The sequence below is a fragment of the Thalassospira tepidiphila MCCC 1A03514 genome, assembly GCF_001662875.1.
GTDB classification, from domain to species: Bacteria; Pseudomonadota; Alphaproteobacteria; order Rhodospirillales; family Thalassospiraceae; genus Thalassospira; species Thalassospira tepidiphila.
This window is the reverse complement of record NZ_JPVZ01000004.1, coordinates 241,980-265,395: the sequence shown is the minus strand read 5'-3', so window position 1 is coordinate 265,395 and position 23,416 is coordinate 241,980. Positions and strand designations below refer to the sequence as shown.

Here is a 23,416-nt window from a genome sequence, read left to right as displayed (position 1 = left end):
GTATTTCATCAAAAGCATAAAGCCTACTATTCGGTACTGAATTGAAATACCGGCACTTTCCCGGCGCGGGAACAGTGTCATTTGCAGTAAGGTTGTTTGGTCAGCCCGACTTGGAAGTATCAATGTAATGGCGCGTAAATCAACGCTTCTGATCGCAGGTGTTGCACTGATTGTTGTTGCGGCCTCTGCCTATATCTTTGCCAAAGACGACATCACGGCGTTGATCGCGCCCGATGCGCAACCCACAAGCACCGGGCAGCGCGGTGGCGGCGAACGCAGTCTTCCGGTGATTGCCGAATATGCCAGCCTGATGGATGAAAAGACCGTTGTCGAAGCGGTCGGCACGGGCAAATCGGCCCTGGGTGTTTCAATCTATCCGGCGGTGTCGGGCGAAGTTGCAGATGTGCTTGTGCGCGCCGGTGACAAGGTGACCAAAGGACAGGTTCTTGTCATTCTGGACTCTGATCGCGAACGCCTTGCCCGCGATCTTGCCGCTGTTCAGGCCCGCGATGCCGAACAACTTCTTGCCCGCTATGAAAAGGCCCGTCCGCTGGGTGCCGTTGCCGAAAGCGAAGTCGACAGTGCCCGCACCGCCCTGGCCGAGGCCCGCATCGCCCTTGATCAGGCAGAGGTCAATTTGGCCGATCGCACCATTCTGGCCCCGTTTGATGGCATCGTCGGCATCCCGCAGGTCGAGGCCGGCGACCGTGTTGACAGTTCCACCGCCATCGTGACGCTTGATAACATCGATAGCATTCTGGTCGATTTCGAAGTTGCCGAAACCCGGTTTGACAATGTCCGTCCCGGCCAGTCGGTCCGGGTTGAAACCTGGAGCCTGCCGGGCGAAGAATTCACCGGTGTGGTTGAATCTATTGGCAGCCGTATCGATCCCGAAAGCCGCACCTTTGCTGTGCGCGCCCGGGTGCCAAACCCCAATAGTCGCTTGCTCGCCGGGATGTCCTTTGCGGTTTATGTCGACATCGAAGGCAAACAATATCCCGCAGTTGCCGAAATCTCGGTGCTTTGGGGTGATGAAGGCACCTATGTCTGGCGGATTGATGATGAAGACAAGGTCTCGCGCGTTCCCGTCCGTGTTGTGAAACGCACCAATGGCCGGATCCTTCTGGATGGCGGTATTGCCGAGGGCGATCTGGTCGTGGTCGAGGGTGTCTTGCGTCTGCGTCCGGGCCGGACTGTTTCGGCAACCATTCGCGGTGATAACCCCGCGCCTGAAAATGCGCCGTCTGATGCGGGCGGCGTTGCCACCCGCGAAGGCGCTGGCGAGGGGTCCTGATCATGACGACAGGAAGCGAAAATCACGATCATAACGACCTTGCGTCGCTAAGTATCCGCCGCCCTGTTCTGATCAGTGTGGTGTCGATGCTGATCATCCTGGCCGGTCTTGCCGCGATGCTGGGTGTCGAAATTCGCGAACTGCCCAACGTTGACCGCCCAACCATTACGGTGACCGCGGACTATGACGGCGCATCGCCGGAAACGGTCGATTCCGAAGTTACCGGGATCATCGAAAGTGCGGCATCGCGTGTCAGTGGCATCAAGGAAATCAGTTCGCAAAGCGAAGAAGCCAACGCCCGCATTCGCATCGAATTCTACCCCGATGTTGAAATCAACGATGCCGCCAGTGACATCCGCGAAGCCATCAGCCGTGCGGAACGCAGCCTGCCCGACGGGGTGGAAAACGTCCGCGTGGTCAAGGCCGATGCCGATGCCAGTGCGATCATGCGCATTGCGGTTGTCAGCAACAGCCTGACCGAGGAAGAACTCGCCAACATCGTCGAAGACCAGATCAGCCCGTCCTTGCTGTCTGTGCCCGGCGTGGCCGAGGTCGGGGTCAACGGGGATCGCGAACGTGTTTTGCATGTGCGCATCGACCCGCTGCGCATGGCAAGTTATGGCCTGTCGGTTCAGGATGTCGCCGACCTTCTGCGCACCGCCCAGTTTGATATTCCCGCCGGCAGTTTTGAATCATCCGATCAGAAACTGTTTGTCCGTGCCGATGCATCCGTCTGGGAAGTTGACAGACTGAACCAGATGCTGGTGCGCGACGGTGTCCAGATGGGCGACGTTGCCGATATCTATTACGGCCCGGATGATGCGACGTCCTATGTACGCCTCAATGGTCGCACCGTGATCGGGCTGAGTATTACCCGACAGGCACAATCCAACACCATTGCGATTTCCAATGGCGTGCGCGATGTCGTTGAACGTCTTAACGATCAATATGACGATCTTGATGTTTTCGTGAACTCCGATGATGCGGTCTTTATCGAAGGCGCGCTGTGGGAAGTGATCTTTAGTCTCGGTCTTGCCATCGCGATTGTGATCGGGGTGCTTTATCTGTTCCTCAGATCCTTTACCGCGACGCTGATCCCGACCATCACCATTCCGATTGCCCTGATCGGCACGGTTGCCGCCATCTGGGCGATGGGCTTTTCGATCAACATCCTGACCCTTTTGGCACTGGTTCTCGCAACCGGCATGATTGTCGATGACGCGATTGTTGTGCTCGAAAATATCCAGCGCCGCCGTCATCAGGGGCTTGGGTCGATGGCCGCCGCAGTGCTTGGCTCGCGCCAGGTGTTCTTTGCCGTGATCGCCACGACGCTGACACTGATTTCGGTGTTCGTTCCGATTTCTTTCCTGCCAAGCACGGCCGGGCGTCTGTTCCGTGAATTCGGTTTTGTGCTGGCCTTTGCGGTGGTGGTGTCATCCTTTGTCGCACTGTCGCTGTGTCCGATGCTGGCATCGCGCCTGAAACATATCGATCCGCATGATGGTAAGGTCGATGATGCCCCCAACATGCTGGAACGTTTCGGCTTTTTCTGTGCCGGGATTTATCGCCGCATTCTCGAAGCCGCCCTTGGCAGCCCGATCATTACGGTAATGATTTGTGTCGTTGCCGGTGGGCTTGCCTTTGGCGTCTATACCAATGTGACGCAGGAATTGCTGCCCGATGAGGATCGCGGACGTATTCTTGTTTCCATGCGGGGCCCGGACGGGGTCGGCATCGACTATATGGACCGTCAGGTCGAGGCGGTTGAAGATATCCTGCGCCCGGTGGTCGAGGCCGGTGATGCCTATAACATCTACACCATTGTCGGCCTGTGGGATCCGAACCGCGCCCTTGTGATCGCCCCGCTAAAACCGTGGGAAGAACGGTCCCGCTCGCAACAGGAAATTACCGCATCCATCCGTGGGGATCTTAATGCGCTACCGGGTGTGCAGGCCTATGTCTGGCAACCCAACAGTCTCGGCTTGCGCGGTGGTACGGGCGAGGGACTTGAATTTGCCCTGACCGGGACAAGCTATCGCACGCTTGCCGAAAATGCCCGCGCCATGCAGCAGGAGATCGAGGCAAACTATCCCGGCCTCACCGGCCTTCGGGTATCCTATCAAACCACCCAGCCGCAGCTTCTGGTCAATATTGATCGCAAGCGCGCCTTTGATCTCGGCATCCCGATCGAAGAACTTGATACCACGCTGCGTGCGATGATCGAGGGTTATGAAGTCACCGAAATCAATGTCGATGACCAGAACGTCCCGATCAAGCTGCGCAGTGCGCTGGGCAGCATCAACGACCCGTCGGACCTCGAAAACCTTTTCGTCACCGGTACCAATGGCCGCATCCTGCCGCTGTCTTCTGTCATCACCTTGACCGAGGAAGCCGTTGCCTCCGAACTTGAACGCGAAGGCCAGCAACGCGCCGTCACCATTTCGGCCAACCTGGCACCGGGCTATACCCTGGCCGAGGCGGTCGCGGATGTGAACACGGTCGGCGATCAGTTGCTGCCACCCGGTGTCGGTATCCTGTTCCTGGGTAATGCTGCAGCGTTGGGTGAAACCGCCAACGATGTGCAGATCACTTTCCTGATTGCCGTTCTGGTTGTGTTGTTGGTTCTGGCTGCCCAGTTCGAAAGCTTTACCTCCGCCCTTGTGGTGGTTTTGACCGTGCCGTTTGGTCTGGCGGCTGCGATCTATGCGCTGGCGCTGAGTGGCACCTCGATCAATATCTACAGCCAGATCGGGTTGGTGATGCTGGTCGGGCTGATGGCCAAGAACGGGATTCTGGTTGTCGAATTTGCCGATCAGTTGCGTGATGCCGGTAAATCCGTGCGCGATGCCGTGCATGATGCCGCAATGGTGCGTTTGCGCCCGATCATGATGACCATGATTTCCACCGTACTGGGTGGCTTGCCGCTTGTCCTTGGCACGGGTGCCGGGGCAGAGGCGCGTGCGGCCATCGGTTGGGTGGTGTTCGGCGGTCTTGGCTTTGCCACGGTCTTTACATTGTTCCTGACCCCGGTGCTGTATTTGTTGCTCGCCCCCTTGGTGTCGGCCCGTGCCGATGGCGGCAAGAAACTGCAATCGCAACTGCGTGCCGCCGAAGCCATTCCCGATCACGGCGAGGCGGCATCACATGTTGCGGCGGAGCCCGGAAGTGGCGGTCTGCAAGGAAGTGCGAAGTAATATGAATAATCCTCACATTTCTGCGATTTCGGGAATTGCCCTTCTGGTCGCACTGGCCGGGTGTCAGTCTGTCGGGCCGGATTATACCGCGCCGAACTTCGACCTTGTCGGGGCCTACACCCCGGAAATCCCGGTGATTGCCGCCAATCAAAGCAAACAGGACCGCTGGTGGGAAAGCACCACTGACCCGGTTTTAAATGGTCTGATTAATGAAGGGGTCGAAAACAATATCGATCTTCAGATCGCAATCAGTCGCATCCGTGCGGCTGCGGCGACTGCACGTGGCGTTGCCGGGGCCAATGGGCCGCAGGTTGGCGCGTCGGTTAACGGATCGGCCAGCCGGTCGACCTCCAGCCGCGCCAATGGCGATCAGGTGACCGATATGGGCTATGGCGCGGGCATTGATTTGTCCTGGACCGCCGATATCTGGGGCGGTCAGTCCCGCGAGGAAGAAGTCGCCGAGGCAGATTACCTGCAACAGGTTTACCTGCGTGAAGACGTCTATCGCACGATGATTGCGGATATCATCCGCAACTATATCGAACTGCGCGGGGCGCAGCGGCGTCTCGCCCTTTTGCGGGACTCGCTTGATCTGCAACGCCAGACCAGCAACATCGTGCAGGTCCGTTTGCAAACCGGCCTGGGTTCCGAGCTTGATCTGTCGCGTGCACGCGCCGAAGTCGCCGATCTTGAGGCAACAGTTCCGATCCTGCAAACCACGATTGACCGGTCGATCAATGCGATCTCCATTCTGGTCGGCGCACAGCCGGGAACCCATCGTGATCTGTTGCTTGATGCATCGCCACTGCCCGAATTTCAAAGCAGCCCGCCAATTGGCATCCCGGCCGATTTGCTGCGCCGTCGGCCAGATGTCCGTGCGGCCGAGCTGGCGCTGATTTCCGCGACCTCGCAAATCGGGGTGGAAACCGCAACGCTGTATCCGGAATTGACCCTTGATGGGTCACTTGCCCTTGGGGTCACCGGCTATGGCACCGGGCCGATTGTCCGAACGGCCATGGCGGCCATTGGGGCACTGATTGATGCGACGCTTTATGATGGCGGCGAACGGCGTGCGAATATCACCGTTGCCGAGGAAGAGGCTGAACAAGCCTTCCTCACCTACCGCCAGACGCTTCTGAGCGCGATTGAAGAAGTCGAAAGCGCGATCTACGGCTATGTCGGGGCGGTGGCACAGCGCGATTCCCTGATCGCATCGGTGCAATATCATCGCGATGCCTTTGAACAGTCCCGTGTGCGTTATGTACAGGGCCTTTCAGACTTCCTTGATGTGCTCGATTCCCAACGCAGCCTGACCACATCCCTGCAATCATTGGCCGATTCCGAGACCGATCTGGAACTTGAAACCATCAATCTTTATAGCGCGGCCGGGCTGAGTGTTGAGGATGTCGAACGTTATGCCAATGAGGCCGGTGTGGCGTTGGTAAACGGCTAGAACCTGTTGCGGCAAAGCACATATAAGCAAACTGTGGCTTGAGTTTCGGCGCCGTTCATCCTAGGTCTTTGGCAATCTGCATTCCGGGGAAAACCATGACCGGCGATCTGTTTGCCAATGAACCACCACGCAACCTTTTGCCCTTTGATGGCGAAGTGTTGTTGCTGCGTGACATCATGGATGTTGATGAAGCCGACAAAACCTTTGCCCGGCTTCAAAGCAACATCGTCTGGCAACAGGAAATCGCCAAACTCCATGGCAAGGAAATTCCGGTTCCGCGCCTGACCGCATGGTATGGCGAAGTCGCCTATCGCTATAGCGGGGTGTACCACCCGGCAAGTCCGTTCCCCTCTATCGTCGCCCCTTTGCGCAGCTTGGCCGAAGAACTGGCAGGGGCGTCGTTTAACACCGTGTTGCTTAACCAGTATCGTGATGGGCGTGACAGCGTGTCCTGGCACGCCGATGATGAGGAAGTGCTGGGCGAAAACCCGGTGATTGCCAGCCTGACCTTCGGGCAGGAACGCCGGTTTCATTTCCGCCATAAGAAAACCGGTGATCGCCTCAGCATCGATTTGCCGCATAACTCGGCCCTGATCATGTCCGGCGCGACCCAGCATTGCTGGCTGCATCAATTGCCAAAGACCGCCCGGCAAGTAGGACCACGGATCAACCTGACCTTCCGCAGTACCCGCCCCGAAAGCCGATAAGTGATCGTGTCCTGACGTGGTAATGCGTTCTGGTAGTATCGTGCTGGTTCTGGCTATAGTGTCGGCAATTCAACTGGGTAAAGATCACACACGACAGCTTCGGGGATAAGGCACGCATGGCAAAACGCGTAAAACTTCTGGATGTCGCCAAGGCGGCCGGGGTTTCGCAAGGGACAGCCTCCAATGCGTTTGGCAAGCCTGATCTGGTCCGCCCGGAAGTCCGCGAACGCATCTTCGAAGCCGCGCGCGAACTGGGCTATCGCGGGCCGCATGTGATGGCGCGCATGCTGCGCACCGGTAAGGCAGGCGCGCTGGGTGTCGTTTTCCCTGACAATCTTGAATATGCCTTTACCGATCCGGTGGCGATTGAATTGCTGCGCGGGATCGGGCGCGAATGCGCGCGCCATGGGGTCAATGTCATGATCATTTCGGCGGAAAACCCCGAACAGGCGATTGCGGCGGTCAATAATGCTGCGGTCGATGCCTTTCTAGTGCATTGCTATTCCGATAATAACGACATCATCGCGGCCATCCAGCGTCGCAATCAGCCACTGATCAGTATTGATACCGACATTGCCGGGGCGGCGGGCACAGTGGTGCTCGATGACTTCTCGGCGGCGAAAAATGCGGCCCAGCATTTACTTGATTGCGGCGCCACGAAATTCGCCATTTTGTCGCTTCAGGCAACCGAGCACGATCATTTCGGCCCGATGAGCCCCAACCGACTGGGCGCGGCCAGCCACCGGGTGGTGCGCGAACGGCTGGCGGGCTATCACGCGGCGCTTGAGGCCGCCGGAATTGCCGCAAGTGATGTTGTGCATATCGAATGCGACAACCAGTCCGAACAAAGCGCGCAAATGACGACAGAGCTTCTGTCAAACCATCCCGAAATCAACGGCATTCTCGCCATGTCGGACGTGATTGCCATCGGCGCAATTGACGCTGCGCGTGCTATCGGGCGCAACGTGCCGGGCGATCTCAAGGTCATTGGCATTGATGGTATTGTCGCTGGCGAACGCACCGACCCGCCACTCACCACCATGCATCAGGATTCGGTGGAAAAAGGAAGGCTTGCTGCCGAAATGGCGCTGTCCGATGAACCGGGCAAAACCATCACTCTTCAAACCAGCCTGTTGCTGCGCGGTTCTACTCAGGCCCCGAACTAGGAGAGCTCGGCATAGCGATAACAATCCTTGGTGTGGTCCATCACGATACCGGTGGCCTGCAGGAAGGAATAGATGATCGTGGTGCCGACAAATTTCATGCCGCGTTTTTTCAGATCTTTGGAGATTTTGTCACTGAGGTCGGTCGAAACCGGTACGTCTGACATCTTCTTCCAATGATTGATCACAGGCATTCCTCCTACAAATGACCAGATGTAGGAATCGAAGCTTCCGAACTCTTTTTGGATGGCGATGAATGTTTGCGCATTTTGAATAGACGCCGCGACTTTTAATTTATTTCGAATAATCCCGGGATCGGCCAGAAGGGCTTCCTGCTTGGCCGCGTCATAGGCCGCGACCTTGTTCACATCGAAATTGTCATAAGCCGCGCGATAGGTATCGCGCCGTGCCAGAATGGTCAGCCAACTCAGGCCCGCCTGCGCCCCTTCAAGGATCAGCATTTCAAAGAAATGTCGGTCATCATGCACCGGCACACCCCATTCCGTGTCGTGATAATCGACATAGAACGGCTTGTCGGCATGGCTCAGGGCCCAGCCGCAGCGCGGGTGGTGCTGGTGGCGCAGGTGATCTTGGTTCTGCATGCTAAATCCTCCTTGTGGCGTGCGCATTCTGGCCGTGGAGCACGCGAACCCGCAAGCTGTAATCGGGGTGCGCCTGACATCTCCTGACAGTTTCTGGCAAGGGTTTTGGCAAGCCGGTTGGTGAGCATGATCACAAAGCGATGAAAACTTCCCCTCATTTGCGGCAAAATCAACGCTGTGTGCTTGCGTTGGGGGCAATTGCCGACTAGGTTTTGCTGCGTGCAAACATCTTTCCGGGCCCAAAGCATCCGTGCGCCCGGCGATTGTAAGGAGCGGCGATGCTGGCGATTTTTTGGCTTATTGACACTGTGGTGGGAATCTACATTTTCATGCTGATTGCATCTGCAATCCTGTCATGGCTTGTGGCGTTCAACGTGATCAATACCAGCAACCGGTTTGTTTATTTGGTTGGTGATTTCCTGTATCGGGTTACCGAACCGGTATTGCGCCCGATCCGGCGGATCATGCCCGATCTTGGCGGCATTGATATTTCGCCGATCATCCTGATCCTGATTTTGCAGTTCGCCAACATGCTGATCCAGACCGATGTCCGGATGGCGCTTGTCGGCTATTGATGTCTCATTTCGCCTAGTAAAATGTCTCATTTAGACAATGTCTGATCACTCGCCCGTGTTACGGTCCGAGCCATCAGGGGTTCGGCTGTTTGTTCGGTTAACACCAAAGGCATCGCGGAACGCGATTGGCGATGTGGTGGCCGACGCTGACGGGCAGCAGTGGCTTAAGGTGTCGGTGACGGCCGTGCCGGAAAACGGCAAGGCCAATCAGGCGCTGATAAAACTTTTGGCAAAAGCGGCCAAATGTCCTAAATCGTCGGTCAGGATTGTTTCCGGGCAAACTGATCGCACCAAAACGCTGCTGATCGACGGAAATCCCGAAGAGCTGATGGCGAAAATATCCCAACTCACGGGGCGGACAGACATATGAGTGACGCGAAAATCATCGACGGCAAGGCATTCGCAGCCAAACTGCGCACCGACATCACAGCCGAAGTGTCGAAACTTAAATCCGAACATGGCGTAACACCGGGTCTGGCCGTCATTCTGGTCGGCGAAGACCCCGCCAGTCAGGTCTATGTCCGCAACAAGGGCAAACAGACCCTTGAATGCGGCATGAATTCCTATGAGCACAAGCTCCCGGCGGAAACCAGCGAGGCAGACCTTCTTGCCCTGATCGCCAAGCTGAATGCCGATGAAAATGTTCATGGCATCCTGTGTCAGCTTCCAGTGCCCAAGCACATCAACGAACAGGCCATTCTGGCCGCCATTGACCCGGCCAAGGATGTTGACGGCTTCCACGTTGTAAATGCTGGCGCACTGGCGACGGGCGGCGAAGGTTTCGCGCCTTGCACGCCGTATGGCTGCCTGATGTTGCTCAAAGACACCCTTGGGGATCTGTCGGGCAAACGTGCCGTCGTGGTGGGCCGTTCAAACATCGTTGGCAAGCCGATGGCGCAGCTTTTACTCAAGGAAAGCTGCACGGTCACCATCGCGCATTCGCGTACCCGCGACCTGCCTGAGGAAGTCCGCCGTGCCGATATCGTCGTTGCCGCTGTTGGCCGCCCGAACATGATCAAGGGTGACTGGATCGCCCCGGGTGCCACCGTGATTGATGTTGGCATCAACCGCGTTGAAGGTGCTGAAGGCAAAATGAAGCTGGTCGGCGATGTCGAGTTTGAAACCGCATCCAAAGTCGCCGGTGCCATCACCCCGGTTCCGGGCGGTGTCGGCCCGATGACCATTGCGTGTCTTCTGAACAACACCCTGATTTCGGCTTGTCGTGCCAATGGCCTTGAAGTGCCGAACCTTGGTTTTGACAGCTAAGCCACGTGAGCAAATTGAAACTCAAAAGGGCAGCCATCGGCTGCCCTTTTTTCGTGGTATTTTTGCAAGCTACTCCGGCTTGACGAAAGCATCAACAACGTTTGAAATATGGTAAGCGACTGGGGTGTTTTCCGACATTATTACCTTTCCATCCACTATAAAGATGAGATGAAAAACGTTTTCTTCTGTTTCCATAACCTCGTTACGTACTTCGTCGTTAGCAAACAGAAGTTTTAGGGCCTTTCTCGAAAAACGATCAATACGGCCCATGTTGCCGGAGTCAGAATTATCTCGTGCTTGGTAAACAGTGAGGGCCTCATCGGTAAACCGCTGCTCGTCTTCTATTGGCTTTTTAACGAGATCATATGAAACGGCTCTGACCAGCTTCTCTGCTTCAGATGATGTTATATTGAACTGTTGAATAACTACACCACCGTCTTGAACGATGTTGTTTATTTGGGAGCCTGTGTCTTTCGCGATGGGCTTGAAAATATTCAGATAGTTTTTTAATTGCGGTTTTGAAGCGGAGAAATTTTCAATCTTTTTGTTGCCTAGATAGTGGTGTGCGATTTCACTAAGATGAGAGGCAAAGCCAGCTAAAACTTCTCGATGCTCCAGAATTATTGATGCTTGTTCTGCAAGACTTATGAAGTCGGCGATTATGCTACCTGTTCGTATTTCCTGAACATATAGCTGTACATTCTCGCCCGCGGTATCGTGGCCTGCTGACTGCGCAAATCGTTGGTACTCTTCTGCATACGCGGAAAAAGATGCAGTTAATTCAAGCAACTGGACTGGGCGTTTGTTCTTGATTTCGACTGTTAAGCGTAGTGAGTCCGGCTTTGACATGCAACTTAACCTCAAAGGCTATAGAGTGTTTATCTAATACAACCTTATATGGAATAAGTTTTGGTAGGAAATATTTTCGACAGCGTTTTCCTGTGGTTTATTTGCTGCCGTGATTGCTAAAGCGGCCAGACCCACAGCAGCATCGGCACCCCAACAGCGACAACGATGATTTCAATCGGCAGGCCGAGGCGCCAGTAGTCGCTGAAGCGGAAGCCGCCGGGGCCGAGGATGAGGGTGTTGTTCTGATGGCCGATGGGGGTGAGGAAGGCGCAGGATGCGCCGATGGCAACCGCCATCAGGAACGGGTCGGAGCTGGCATCGAGTTGGGCGGCACTGCCAATCGCAATCGGGCACATGACGGCGGCGGTGGCGGCATTGTTCATGAAATCCGAGAGCGTCATGGTGACAATAAGGATCAGGGCAAGGGCAACTGGCGCGCTTCTTTGTGCGACGGTATCGAGCAGGAAGCGCGCAATCAGATCGGCACTGCCGGTACTTTCCATGGCGTTGGCGACCGGGATCAGGGCGGCCAGCAACACCACCACCGGCCAGTCGACCGCGTCATAAAGTGTGCGCGGCGAGACCACACCCACCAGCAAAGTGGCAAGCACGCCAAGTGCGAACGAAATGGCGGCAGGCAGGATGCCAAAGGCCGCAAGCGCAATCGCAACGGCCATGATGGCGGTGGCCTTAAGGGCCTGTGTCTTGTCGCCCAAGTTGAGCGACCGTTCGGCCAGCGGCGCGCAGCCCAGGCGATTGCCAAATTCGTTAATGGCCGCAGGCGTGCCTTGCATCAAAAGCACGTCCCCGGCCTGCATTTTCATGGTGCGCAAGCGTGACATCGAACGGTGTCCCTGACGAGACAGGGCCAGCAAGTTGATGCCATAGCGGCTGCGAATGCGGATATCGGCCGCAGATCGCCCGATGAAGGAGGCGTTTGGCAGGACCACGACCTCGATCAGGGAGATATCGTCGGACTGAAGGGCTCCTTTCTTTGTATCAGACTCCTTCTTGTCCGATTTGGAGGCGTCTTCCTTTTCGGCGTCAGCCTTTGGTGCGTCGCCGGATTTTTCGGCTGCCTTTTGCGCCTTTTGCGCGCGGACCTGTTCCTTGGCTTCTTCCTTTTGTTCGGCGTTGGCTTCTTCGCTGCGGAGTTCGGCTTCAAGGGTCAGTTCAAGACCAGACAGGGCACTTGCCAGTCCTTCGGGTTCGGCTTCGATCAGCAGAATGTCGTCTTGTTGCAGTTCGCGATAGGGGCTTGGTGCCGGAATGCGGCGTTCGTTGCGGATCAGGCCGATCACCTGCGCGTCCGACTTTTCAAGCTCGTCATTGATGTCGCGCATGAACATGCCGATGGCCTTGCTGCCCTCGGTGATGCGGGCCTCGGTCAAATAGGATCCGGTCTCGAACCCTTCTGCCCCGGCGCGTTGGCGGGTCGGCACCAGAAAGCGGCCCAGCAGAATGACAAATAGCAGTCCGGCAAGGGCGATGGCAACGCCGACCGGGCTGTAATCAAACATCGAAAAGCCTGCCCCGTTTACCTCGGCCCGAAAGCCCGAAACGATCAGGTTGGGGGGCGTGCCGATAAGCGTCGTCATGCCGCCAAGGATTGAGCCAAAGGCAAGCGGCATCAGGATTTTGCCCGGTGGCAGGTCCTGTTTGTTGGCGATCTGAAGCGCAATCGGCATCAAAAGGGCCAGTGCCCCGACATTGTTCATGAAGGCTGAGAGGATGGCGGCCAGAAGACTGAGCGCTGCCATGGTGACAAACGGCCCGGCCGATTGCGGCAGAACGGTGCGCGACAGGGTATCAACCGCCCCTGACCTTTGCAGGGCGGAAGACAAGATCAGGATACAGGCGACCGTGATCACAGCGGGATGGCCAAATCCGACAAAGGCACCGTCGGTCGGAACCAACCCCAGAACCACACAGACCAGAAGGGATGCCATCGCCACCATATCATGGCGCCAGCGCCCCCATAAAAACAGCACGACGGTGCCAAGCAGCACGGCCAGAATCATGATTTGCGGGGTGGTCATTCGGGCTGTCCTGTTTGTTGGGGCGCTTTTGTCGCGATCAGGATTGAAGCCTATGAGGGCGGTGATGCGTGGTCAAGTTCGTCCGTACGAACGACGGCAAAATCATCCTGCCAGAATTGTCAGGAGCCTGTGTTAGCATGCACCTGTTTTTATTCGATTTTCCAAGTGTGTCCTGATGCCGATTGACAGTGCTGCCACCCCGTCCCCGACCGTTTCGATATCTGCCAAACAGGCGCGTAATCTGGCACTTGTCGGGCAGGGCTTTGCCGCCAATCCTGACTGGGATGTGACCAAGCGCCAGATCCTTAAAACCATCCGCGCGACCAATATGTTGCAGGTCGATAGTGTCAATGTCCTGACACGGGCGCATTACATGCCGATCTTCTCGCGGTTGGGCGTTTATGACCCGAAGATGCTTGATGAAATGGTCTGGGGAACGGCGCGCCAGCGCAAGCTTTTTGAATATTGGGGCCATGAAGCATCGATGATCCCGGTTGAGGATTATCCGCTTTATCGTTGGCGGATGCGAGATGCCGAACGGGGCATGGGGACGTGGGGACGGATCGCGCGGGTTCAGCGCGAACAACCCGATCTGATTGACAACATCCTGCGCCATATTGACCAAGAGGGCGCGGTCGCGGCCAGTTCCCTTGAGACCGAGGGGCGCAGCAGCGAGAAATGGTGGGGCTGGTCGAATACCAAAACCGCGATGGAATACCTGTTCTGGAGCGGACAGGTGATGGCGCGCAAACGGCGCAGCAGTTTTGAGCGCGAATATGATTTGCCGCATCGGATCATTGGCGACGCAGCACACGAACCCGACCGGGATCGACAGGATGCGATGTGCGATCTGATCTGTCAGGGGATTGCTGCCATGGGGGTCGCCGCCGAGATTGATTTGCGCAAATATTTCCGTCTGCCAACCGATGAAACCAAGGCCTGTCTGGCGCGACTGGTCGAGGAGGGCCGGTTGGTGCAGGCCGACGTCGAAGGCTGGAAACAGCCGGGTTATCTGTGCCCGAAGGTTAATCCGCGGTCACGTGCCAAGCCGACATGCCTGATGGTGCCGTTTGATCCGGTGATGTGGGAACGTGATCGGGTGGAGCGGATTTTTGGCTTCAACTACCGGATCGAGATTTATGTTCCGGCCGAGAAACGCCAATACGGCTATTACGTTTTGCCATTCATGTTAAATGGCGAGTTTGTTGCCCGGGTGGATTTGAAATCAGATCGGCAGGCCGGGTTGCTCAGAGTGCAGAGTGCGCATCTTGAAGACCATGTGAGGGCCGCCGATGTTGCCGGGCCGTTGATGGAAAACCTGCAACGGCTGGCGGTCTTTCTGGGACTGGGCGGGGTCGAGGTGATGCCCGCCAATGACTTTTCAAAGTATATAGGGTCAGCACCCATTAATTTGGTTTAAATGGTTAAACAGATTTGTGTGGATACGCGGAGCAAAGCCGCAGGAAGATATGCATCTTTCAAGGTTTTGCGACAAAGTAGCCCGTGCAAATCCGTTTAATCCTTAGGACAGGCGTTAAATTTGCAAACTCCTGCGTCAAAATCCTTGCGCGGGATACCAACCCGCTCGGCGGACTTTTCCTTGGATTTCGCAAATTTAACGTCTGCCATTCAAATCAAATTAATGGCTGCTGACCCTATCCAGTGTACCCATAAGGTAAACGGGGCGCAGGTCCCACATCCGCGCCCCGTTTATCCGTCGAACTGGCTGACCACAAAAGCTTCAGGACAATGTGGTCATATTGTTTCACCTGGCCTTACCAGCAGGTGTAACCCCCATCTGCCAGAACGATGGACCCGGTCATCAGGCTGGAAGCATCAGATGCGAGGAACAGAACAACCGATCCGATTTCTTCGGTCAGGCCAAGACGGGCCATCGGGGTGCCGTTGATCCATGCGTCATACATTTCCGGCTTGGATTTTACGAATTCATTGAGCGGGGTTGCGATATAGGTCGGTGCGACGGCATTGACGCGCACGCCACGGTTGCCCCATTCGGCCGCCAGCGACTTGGTCAGGTGATGGACCGCTGCCTTGGAGGCATTGTAATAGGCCTGTTCCTGCGGCTTGTTGACGATGAAGCCAGACATGGAACCGACATTGACGATGACGCCGTTTTTCTTTTCAAGCATCTGCTTGCCGAATTCACGGCAGCACCAGAAGGTGCCGTTCAGGTTGACGTCAATGACATTGAGCCAATGTTCGTCGGTGACGGTTTCTGCCGGGGTTTCCGAACGTGCGATACCGGCATTGTTGACCAGGATATCAACGCCGCCCTGCTTGGCCATCTTTTCGGCACTTGCACGGACCTGATCGGTGTTGGTGACATCCATGATGTCGATATCAGCCGAGTAACCTTTGGATTTCAGGTAATCGCGGCCTTCTTCGGCAACACCTTCGCTGATGTCACCGATGATGACATGGGCGCCGGCCTCTGCCAGAGCTTCGCAGCAGGACAGGCCGATGGCACGACCGCCGCCAGTGACATAGGCCCGACGGCCGGTAAGATCGAACTTTTTCAGATACATTTTGGACTCACAAGTGGCTTGGTTGGTAAGACGGGATCGCAATGTTTGTGGGACATCGCGATCCGGTTTTTGCACGTATCAGGATTTGGCCAGCGCCAGCCCTTGGGCATCAAAGCGATGGATGCGATCCTGTTCCGGGGTCAGGAAAATCTTGTCATGTTCGCCAAGCGGGATTTCCCCGGTGGCACGGACCGTCATCGGACCGAGACCGTCGGCTTCGACATGAAGATATGTTTCGGCACCAAGGTGTTCGGCGATCTTGACGGTTGCCGGAATTTCACCCTTTTCGGTGCTGACCGCGAAGTGTTCCGGGCGAATGCCGATTTCGTGGCAATCGTATTTTTTGGCAAGCTCCCCGCCCAGGAAGTTCATTTTCGGTGACCCGATAAAGCCTGCGACAAACTTGTTTGTCGGGTTGTTGTAAAGTTCCATCGGCTTGCCGACCTGTTCAACACGGCCCGCCTGAAGGACCACGATCTTGTCGGCCATGGTCATGGCTTCGACCTGATCGTGGGTCACGTAGATCATGGTGGTTTTCAGTTCCTGATGCAGACCGGTGATTTCGAGCCGCATGTTCACACGCAGCGCCGCATCAAGGTTGGAAAGCGGTTCGTCAAACAGGAAGGCCGCCGGGTTACGGACAATCGCGCGGCCAATGGCAACACGTTGACGTTGACCACCCGATAGTGCGCCCGGGCGACGTTCAAGATAGTCGGTCAGGTTCAGGATCTTGGCCGCAGACTGGACTTTCTCTTCGATAACTTCCTTGCTTTCACCTGCCATTTTCAGGCCAAACGCAATGTTGTTATAGACGGTCATATGCGGATACAGCGCATAGGACTGAAAGACCATGGACAGGCCGCGTTTGGCCGGGGCCTCGTTGGCGACATCGGTTCCGTTGATCAGGATTTTGCCATCGGTGACGTCTTCAAGGCCTGCAATCAGTCGCAGAAGCGTTGATTTGCCACAGCCCGACGGACCGACGAAAACCACGAATTCACCGTCATTGATATCAAGATCGACACCGGGAATAACATCGAGTGTGCCGAAGGTTTTCTTGACTTTTTCCAGTCGGATAGCACCCATTTTGGTGTTCCTTCTTTCCAGATTGCTATCAGGCTGCGGTTACTTGACCGCGCCGAATGTCAGACCACGAACCAGCTGTTTCTGAGAGAACCAGCCAATCACGAGAATTGGGGCAACCGCGAGCGTCGATGCGGCTGAAAGCTTCGCCCAGAACAGGCCCTCGGGGCTTGAATAGGAGGCGATGAAAGCCGTCAGCGGGGCTGCATCGGACGTTGTCAGGTTGAGCGTCCAGAAGGCTTCGTTCCATGCCAGAATGATGTTGAGCAGCATGGTCGATGCGATGCCGGGAACCGCCATGGGCAACAGCACAAAGATGATTTCCTTGGGCAGGGTTGCGCCATCCATGCGGGCCGCTTCGAGGATGTCGGTCGGGATTTCCTTAAAGTAGGTGTAGAGCATCCAGACCATGATCGGCAGGTTCATCAAGAACAGAACCATGATCAGACCAAAGCGGGTATCGAGCAGTCCCCAATCGCGGAACACAAGATAGATCGGGACCAGAACGCCGACCGGCGGCATCATCTTGGTCGACAGCATCCACAGAAGGGCGTCCTTGGTCCGCTTGGTCGGGTTAAAGGCCATTGCCCATGCGCAGGTCACGGCAAAGACCAGACCGACCAGGGTGGAACCGACCGCGAGGATCACCGAGTTCATGGCGAACTTGAAATAGTTCGAGCGTTGCTGGACCTCGGCATAGTTTTCAAGCGTCCAGTCGAACGAGATGAAGCTCGGCGGGATGGACACCGCTTCGAGTTCGGTCTTGAAGCTGGTCAGCACCATCCAGAAGATCGGGAAGAAGATCAGAAGACCCACGATCCACGCGAAGACCGAGAAGCTGACATAGCCAAGGGGTGTTTGTTTGCTTTCCATGTCGTGCCCCTATTTGTCCAGGTTCTTGCCGATGAGGCGGATCAGGAAGATCGCCACGATATTGGCCAGAATGACCGCGACAATGCCGCCGGCAGATGCGCCACCAACATCGAACTGCAACAGCGCCTGCGTATAAACGAGGAAGGCGATGTTGGTCGTTGCCAGGCCCGGGCCACCACCAGTGGTGACGAAGATCTCGGCAAAGACGGTAAGCAGGAAGATGGTTTCGATCAGAACAACCACCGTGATCGCACGGCTAAGGTGCGGCAGGGTGATATAAAAGAAGATCGCGACCGGACCGGCACCGTCCATCTGGGCGGCTTCTTTTTGATCGCGGTCAAGCGATTGCAGGGCAGTCAGCAGGATCAAAACGGCAAAGGGCAACCATTGCCAGGACACCATGATGATGATCGAGGTCAGCGGTGCATTGGTGAACCAGTCAATCGCGGGCAACCCGAACAGGCTGGCGATCCAGGCAAACATGCCTGACACCGGATCCATCAAAAGGTTCTTCCAGACCAGCGCATTCACGGTCGGCATGATGAAGAATGGTGCAATCACCAGAAGGCGCAAGACACCGCGCCCGAAGATCGGCTGATCAAGCATCAGACCCAGAAGGATGCCACCCACCACCGTGATGACCAGAACAGACCCGACCAGCAAAAGGGTGTTGGTAAGGGACGCGAAGAACGCCGGATCTGTCAGGAAGAATTCGTAGTTAAGTGTACCGATCCACTCTTCCGTTCCCGGCGACAACAGGTTGTAGCGCAGGAAGGAGAAGTAAATCGTCATGCCCAGCGGGACGGCCATCCACAAGAACAGGACGATGATCGACGGTGCGGACATGATACGCCCGGTAAGGGTCGAGGCCCGTGTCGACATGATGTGCTCCCCGAAATTGTCGTTTCGATCCTTAGGCCCTGAGCCTAGTCTTTAAGGGAAAAAAAGGGTGGTGTGTTTTGCAACCACCACCCAAGTTTCTCTCAGGTCAAGGAGGTTCAGACCGGACATCGCATCAAGGACGGAAGTCCGGTCTGGGTAGTGTATCAGTAGTAACCAGCCTTGCGCATGGTGCGATCGGTGCTGGACTGAGCGGCCGAAAGGGCCTCTTCAACACTCATCTGACCTGCAAGGGCTGCGGAGAACTGCTGACCGACCGTGGTGCCGATACCCTGGAATTCAGGGATTGCAGCGAACTGAACGCCAACATACGGCTTCGGTTCCAGGGTCGAGTTGATCGGGTCTGCGCTATCGATCGCCAGAAGGGTCTCGTCTGCGAACGGTGCCGCTTCAAGATATTTCGGGTTCTGATAAAGCGACATACGGGTGCCCGGCGGTACGTTTGCCCAACCTTCTTTGGAGGCAACCAGTTCCAGATAGGCTTTCGAGGTCGCCCAGGAGATGAACTTCTGAGCAGCTTCTACTTTCTGGGAACCCATCGGAATGCCAAGGTTCCAAGCCCAGAGCCAGTTGGCGCCGGTGCAGGTTACAGCGCACGGAGCTTCGGTGAAGCCGACCTTGTCTGCAACTTTGGATTCTTTGGGGTTGGTCACGAAGGATGCAGCAACGGTGGCGTCAATCCACATGCCGCACTTGCCGGAGTTGAACAGCGAAAGGTTTTCGTTAAAGCCGTTCGAGGTCGCACCGGGAGGACCGTAGTTACCAAGGACGTTGGTGTACATGTCGAGGGCATTTTTCCACTCGGCACTGTCGAAGGTCGGGTTCCAGTTCTCGTCGAACAGGCGTGCACCAAAGGCATTGCCCATGGTGGTGATCAGCGCCATGTTTTCACCCCAACCGGCCTTGCCACGCAGGCAGATGCCATAGACACCTTCGTCAGGCTTGTGGAGCTTCTTGGCGATTTCAAGGGTCTGGTCCCAGGTCAGGCGACCGTTGATTTCAATACCGGCAGCTTCGAACAGGTCGGTGCGGTACATCATCATCGAGCTTTCGCCGTAGAACGGTGCAGCATAAAGCTGACCATCGTTGGAAACGGCAGAGCGGATGGCAGGCATCAGGTCATCGACGTCATAGTCGGAGCCAAGATTATCGAGCGGTGCGAGCCAGCCTTTTTCAGCCCAGATCGGCACTTCGTAGGTACCAATGGTCATGACGTCATACTGACCGCCTTTGGTGGCGATGTCAGTGGTAACGCGCTGACGCAGGGTGTTTTCCTCGAGCGTGACCCACTCAAGGGAAATGTCAGGATTCTTGGAGGTGAAATCATCCGTCAGCTTCTGCATGCGGATCATGTCACCGTTGTTGACGGTAGCGATGGTCAGTTTCGTTTCGGCATTGGCGTGTGCAACACCGCCTGCCAGCAGCGCACAAAGCGCTACTCCCATTACGCGTTTCATATTTCCTCCCAAAGGACTATTTACCCGCTGAGCAACTTCGGTTGCCCACATTGATCATTTGTTCAGGTAGTGAGCATTCACTCAATTTCACCATTGCTTGTCAAACAAAATCGTTTTTGCGGCGCACAAAGAAACGCCCTGCCGACATGGGGGGCAGGGCGCAGAACTAATTGCTGTGTGGGTGAAAAATGCCGCGTGCTAGCGCAGCAAACTTTCCGCAGTGGCTTCGTCGGTAATCAGCGTTGAAATCAATTGGCCACGCATTGCACCGCGAATCGCGGCAACCTTTTTCGCACCCTTGGCGACCGCAATGGTGTTGGTTGCTGGCTGGACAGCCGGAGCGCTGGTGACACAGTGATTGACCGGATGATCGAGGATATTGCCGTCCTGATCAAAGGACCAACTGATCACTTCGCCGATGCCGCCACTTTCGCGCAGCGACACCAGCTCATCTTTCGAGATAAAGCCGTCAATATGCAGCGGTGCGTCATCGCCCAGATGCCCGACCCCGATAAAGCGGATGTCAGCTTCGCGCGCGAGTTTGAGGATATTGTCCATCGGGGGCTGTTGCTGCATGCGTTCGCGCATCTGCGGATCGGCAATGATCACCGGGATGGGTAACGGGTAATGCGGCGCACGGGTGCGGTCGGCAAGATCGGTCACCGCGTCATAGAAACTCGCCGCCCCGTCATGGGCGATGGTGCCTACAAGGGAGACGATCTTGTGATGATAGGCATCAATACGCCCGATTTCATCGACCATGGCGCGCATGGCGCGCCCGGTACCAAGCGCAATGATCTTTGGCTCGGTGGAATGCAGCGCACGTTCGAGATAGTTTGCCGCGGCCTGCGCCATGCCAAACATCGCATCGGGTGCCGCCGGATCGGTTGGCACCACATCACAACCGGCAATGCCATAGGTCTCGCAGATCGCCTTGCCCAGTTCCATGCAACGCGCAATCGGGTGATCAAGGCGAACCTTTACCAGCCCCTCACTGACGGCTGCAGACACCAGACGCTGTGCGGTCGGGCGTGACACGCCAAGCTTCTGGGCGATTTCATCTTGCGTGTTGCCAGCACAGTAATAAAGCCAGCCAGCGCGGGCGGCTTCATCGAGGCGGGCCGCTTCCTTGCGGGTGCGTTTGACCATCTCATTCCCCGGACTTTTTGATCCGTTGCCAAAAGGCGAACAGGCATTTTTTGATTTTGAAAATTTGTCTTCTTTTTCCCTAGCGCCTTTTGGCGGTCCTGACCAGTGCGAACCGTTTTACGGGATGTCAGAACCTTGAACGGCTTCTTTCGTTGAACTGCTTATGCTGATGTTTCGCGCGGAACACCGAATTCACCGGCAAGGCTTGCAAGCTCGTCATGGAACAGGTTCATCAGGTCCATCTTTGCTGATGCCATACGCTGTACAACCCCTATCTGGCGATAAACTTGCGGATCACCAAATGGCCGGATCAGAAGATTTTCATTATGCCCCTGAACGGCAATGTGGGGCACAACCGTGGCTCCAAGCCCGGCAACAACACATTCGACAATGGCACTGATCGTATCGATCTCCGCGGTGTCGGTTGTAACGATCCCCATCTTTGAGAGTTCCAGATCAATCAGATGGGCCAGCGGAACATTGGCGCGAAATCGCACGAACGGAAGTGTTTCGAGGATTTCGCGAGCATCCATATCGGGCGTGCCAAGAGGGGCGATCACGATAAGCGGTTCGCGAATAAACGGTCGCCAGACCATACCTTGCGGAATACCAAGATGTTCGGCAACGATCGCCATATCCAGGCGCCCGGCCTGAACATCGCTAATCATGGAACTCGACAAACCGACACGCAAATTGATGCGGAAATCGGGATAGGTCGAGCGCAGCGAAACGATGGCTTTTGGCAAAAGCCCGATGGTACTGGTGCGCACCGATCCGATGCTGAGCGTTCCGCTTTTGCGTTCACCGTGCAGGGCACTTCGCGTTTCTTCAACAGTGCGCAATACGGAATGCGCGGTTTCAAGCAATTGGAGGCCATGTGCATTCAGCGTCGGTGGGCGTGTGTCACGGTTAAACAGGCTGACACCCATTTCCTGTTCGAGCGCCTGCATTTGCTGGCTGACAGCCGATGGCGTGAGGTGGACGATTTCGGCAGCGCGGGCAAAGGTACCTTGTTCTGAAACGGCGACCAATGTCTTTAGTTGTCGAGTATCCATAAATTGCACCAGATTTTCTTAATTTATGCGGAAATATTATTCGCTGTAATATAAAAAATCTATTGTTAATCTTCCCTAACGCCGAAAAGGCAAAACAAACAAGAATCAAATTAGGGAAGAAACATGCAGGGTGACCTCTATCCACGCCCGTGCGAGGGAGTGGGCCAATGACCGAGCCTGTAAACATCCTCGTCACCGGTCCGGACCTGGATCCGGCAGCATCGGCACTGATTGAGCAGGCTGATATTAATCGTATTCATACCCCGCCTTACCCGACAGACGACGTGCTGACCGATCACCTTGCCCGGTTCCGCCCCCAGGGCGTTGTATCTCGGATGGGAAAATTCGGTGCGCTTGCCATGGATGCGGCCCCCGATCTCAAGGTTATTTCCAAGCACGGCGCGGGTGTTGACAACATTGATGTCGATGCCGCAACCGAGCGCGGGATTGCCGTTGTGCGTGCGCCGGGTGCAAACGCCCTTTCGGTCGCCGAACATACCATTGCCCTGCTGCTTGCGACGGTAAAACAGATTGTGCCGCTGGTGTCTGGCCTACGCGACGGGCGCTGGGAAAAGCCGGGTTTCCTCGGCGTAGAGATTGCCGGGAAAACCCTTGGCTTGGTCGGGTTCGGTGCCATTGCACAGCACACGGCTCGCCTTGGACGCGGACTTGGACTGAATGTTGTTGCCTATGACCCGATGGCACAGGACAGCGTATTTGCCGCAGAAGGTGTGCATCGGATAGCGAGTGTCGACGAACTTCTTGCCATCGCAGATATCGTTAGTCTGCATTGCCCGTTGATGCCTGCGACACAGCACATGATCAACGCGCAAAGCCTGCAGATCATGAAGCCGCAAAGCTATCTGATAAACACCGCACGTGGCGGCCTGATCAGTGAGACCGATTTGCTGATGGCGCTACAAAGCGGACATATCGCCGGTGCTGGTCTTGATACGTTCGAGCAGGAACCACCGTCGCCTGATAACCCGCTGATGAACGAGAGAACAGTTGTTGTCACCCCGCATGTCGGCGGGGTTACGGCGGCGGCCGGTCGACGGGTTGGTCTTCTGGCCGTAGAGGGGATCCTTGATTTGCTGGCGGGCAAGAAAATTGCTGCAGAACGCATCGTCAATCCCGAGATTTTTGCTTCGGGAACAGCCCGACTGTTGACGTCAGGTTTAGATGCAAAACTGTTCGAGAAAGGGTGAGCA

General features: G+C 56.0%; 20 protein-coding genes. 10 read left to right on the top strand and 10 right to left on the bottom strand.

Annotated elements, in window-relative coordinates:
- Positions 1-127 precede the first annotated feature (127 nt).
- From TH4_RS11485 to TH4_RS11465, 5 genes are all read left to right on the top strand, one after another.
- Positions 128-1,294, top strand: coding sequence for an efflux RND transporter periplasmic adaptor subunit (locus tag TH4_RS11485; protein ID WP_064781202.1), 1,167 nt, complete (start codon positions 128-130; stop codon positions 1,292-1,294).
- A 2-nt stretch (positions 1,295-1,296) separates the two neighbouring features.
- Positions 1,297-4,488, top strand: coding sequence for an efflux RND transporter permease subunit (locus TH4_RS11480; RefSeq protein WP_064781201.1), 3,192 nt, complete (start codon positions 1,297-1,299; stop codon positions 4,486-4,488).
- 1 nt (position 4,489) lies between these two features.
- On the top strand, positions 4,490-5,941 hold the full coding sequence (locus tag TH4_RS11475) for an efflux transporter outer membrane subunit (protein ID WP_064781200.1): 1,452 nt from the start codon (positions 4,490-4,492) through the stop codon (positions 5,939-5,941).
- Between the two features lie 95 nt (positions 5,942-6,036).
- Positions 6,037-6,648 (top strand): alpha-ketoglutarate-dependent dioxygenase AlkB family protein, encoded by a 612-nt coding sequence (locus TH4_RS11470; protein WP_064781199.1) that lies wholly within the window; start codon positions 6,037-6,039, stop codon positions 6,646-6,648.
- 116 nt (positions 6,649-6,764) lie between these two features.
- Positions 6,765-7,814 (top strand): LacI family DNA-binding transcriptional regulator, encoded by a 1,050-nt coding sequence (locus TH4_RS11465; RefSeq protein ID WP_064781198.1) that lies wholly within the window; start codon positions 6,765-6,767, stop codon positions 7,812-7,814.
- Here TH4_RS11465 and TH4_RS11460 read toward each other — a convergent pair.
- On the bottom strand, positions 7,811-8,413 hold the full coding sequence (locus tag TH4_RS11460) for a DNA-3-methyladenine glycosylase I (protein WP_064781197.1): 603 nt from the start codon (positions 8,411-8,413) through the stop codon (positions 7,811-7,813). The genes TH4_RS11465 and TH4_RS11460 overlap by 4 nt on opposite strands.
- Before the next feature lie 278 nt (positions 8,414-8,691).
- Between TH4_RS11460 and TH4_RS11455 the strand changes: the two genes are divergently transcribed.
- The 3 genes from TH4_RS11455 to folD are packed head-to-tail and all read left to right on the top strand — an operon-like array spanning position 8,692 to position 10,254.
- On the top strand, positions 8,692-8,988 hold the full coding sequence (locus tag TH4_RS11455; protein ID WP_008889791.1) for a YggT family protein: 297 nt from the start codon (positions 8,692-8,694) through the stop codon (positions 8,986-8,988).
- Between the two features lie 37 nt (positions 8,989-9,025).
- A complete protein-coding gene (locus tag TH4_RS11450) occupies positions 9,026-9,358 on the top strand; it encodes a DUF167 family protein (protein ID WP_064781196.1) in 333 nt (110 codons plus the stop codon).
- Complete coding sequence (folD, locus tag TH4_RS11445) at positions 9,355-10,254, top strand: bifunctional methylenetetrahydrofolate dehydrogenase/methenyltetrahydrofolate cyclohydrolase FolD (RefSeq protein WP_064781195.1); 900 nt, start codon at positions 9,355-9,357, stop codon at positions 10,252-10,254. The genes TH4_RS11450 and folD overlap by 4 nt, the downstream gene beginning before the upstream one ends.
- A 69-nt stretch (positions 10,255-10,323) precedes the next feature.
- Here folD and TH4_RS11440 read toward each other — a convergent pair whose 3' ends face one another.
- Both TH4_RS11440 and TH4_RS11435 read right to left on the bottom strand, forming a co-directional pair.
- On the bottom strand, positions 10,324-11,103 hold the full coding sequence (locus tag TH4_RS11440; protein ID WP_064781194.1) for a hypothetical protein: 780 nt from the start codon (positions 11,101-11,103) through the stop codon (positions 10,324-10,326).
- 116 nt (positions 11,104-11,219) lie between these two features.
- A complete protein-coding gene (locus tag TH4_RS11435; protein WP_064781193.1) occupies positions 11,220-13,142 on the bottom strand; it encodes an SLC13 family permease in 1,923 nt (640 codons plus the stop codon).
- A gap of 175 nt (positions 13,143-13,317) precedes the next feature.
- Between TH4_RS11435 and TH4_RS11430 the strand changes: the two genes are divergently transcribed.
- Entirely contained in the window at positions 13,318-14,562 is a 1,245-nt protein-coding gene (locus TH4_RS11430) for a winged helix-turn-helix domain-containing protein (protein ID WP_064781192.1), read from the top strand.
- Positions 14,563-14,917: 355 nt separating this feature from the next.
- Here TH4_RS11430 and TH4_RS11425 read toward each other — a convergent pair whose 3' ends face one another.
- From TH4_RS11425 to TH4_RS11395, 7 genes are all read right to left on the bottom strand, one after another.
- Positions 14,918-15,688, bottom strand: a complete 771-nt coding sequence (locus tag TH4_RS11425; protein ID WP_008889797.1) for an SDR family NAD(P)-dependent oxidoreductase — start codon at positions 15,686-15,688, stop codon at positions 14,918-14,920.
- A 78-nt stretch (positions 15,689-15,766) separates the two neighbouring features.
- Positions 15,767-16,774: an ABC transporter ATP-binding protein gene (locus TH4_RS11420; protein WP_063089204.1), complete on the bottom strand. Its 1,008-nt coding sequence runs from the start codon at positions 16,772-16,774 to the stop codon at positions 15,767-15,769.
- 39 nt (positions 16,775-16,813) lie between these two features.
- Positions 16,814-17,644 (bottom strand): carbohydrate ABC transporter permease, encoded by an 831-nt coding sequence (locus TH4_RS11415; protein WP_008889799.1) that lies wholly within the window; start codon positions 17,642-17,644, stop codon positions 16,814-16,816.
- A 9-nt stretch (positions 17,645-17,653) separates the two neighbouring features.
- Complete coding sequence (locus TH4_RS11410) at positions 17,654-18,526, bottom strand: carbohydrate ABC transporter permease (protein WP_064781191.1); 873 nt, start codon at positions 18,524-18,526, stop codon at positions 17,654-17,656.
- Between the two features lie 164 nt (positions 18,527-18,690).
- On the bottom strand, positions 18,691-20,001 hold the full coding sequence (locus TH4_RS11405; RefSeq protein WP_040823061.1) for an ABC transporter substrate-binding protein: 1,311 nt from the start codon (positions 19,999-20,001) through the stop codon (positions 18,691-18,693).
- 198 nt (positions 20,002-20,199) lie between these two features.
- The gene (locus TH4_RS11400; protein WP_063089203.1) at positions 20,200-21,150 is read right to left on the bottom strand and encodes a sugar-binding transcriptional regulator; all 951 of its coding nucleotides are present in this window, start codon (positions 21,148-21,150) and stop codon (positions 20,200-20,202) included.
- Between the two features lie 161 nt (positions 21,151-21,311).
- Complete coding sequence (locus tag TH4_RS11395) at positions 21,312-22,205, bottom strand: LysR substrate-binding domain-containing protein (RefSeq protein WP_064781190.1); 894 nt, start codon at positions 22,203-22,205, stop codon at positions 21,312-21,314.
- Positions 22,206-22,372: 167 nt separating this feature from the next.
- Between TH4_RS11395 and TH4_RS11390 the strand changes: the two genes are divergently transcribed.
- A complete protein-coding gene (locus TH4_RS11390) occupies positions 22,373-23,413 on the top strand; it encodes a hydroxyacid dehydrogenase (protein WP_064781189.1) in 1,041 nt (346 codons plus the stop codon).
- Positions 23,414-23,416: the final 3 nt, after the last annotated feature.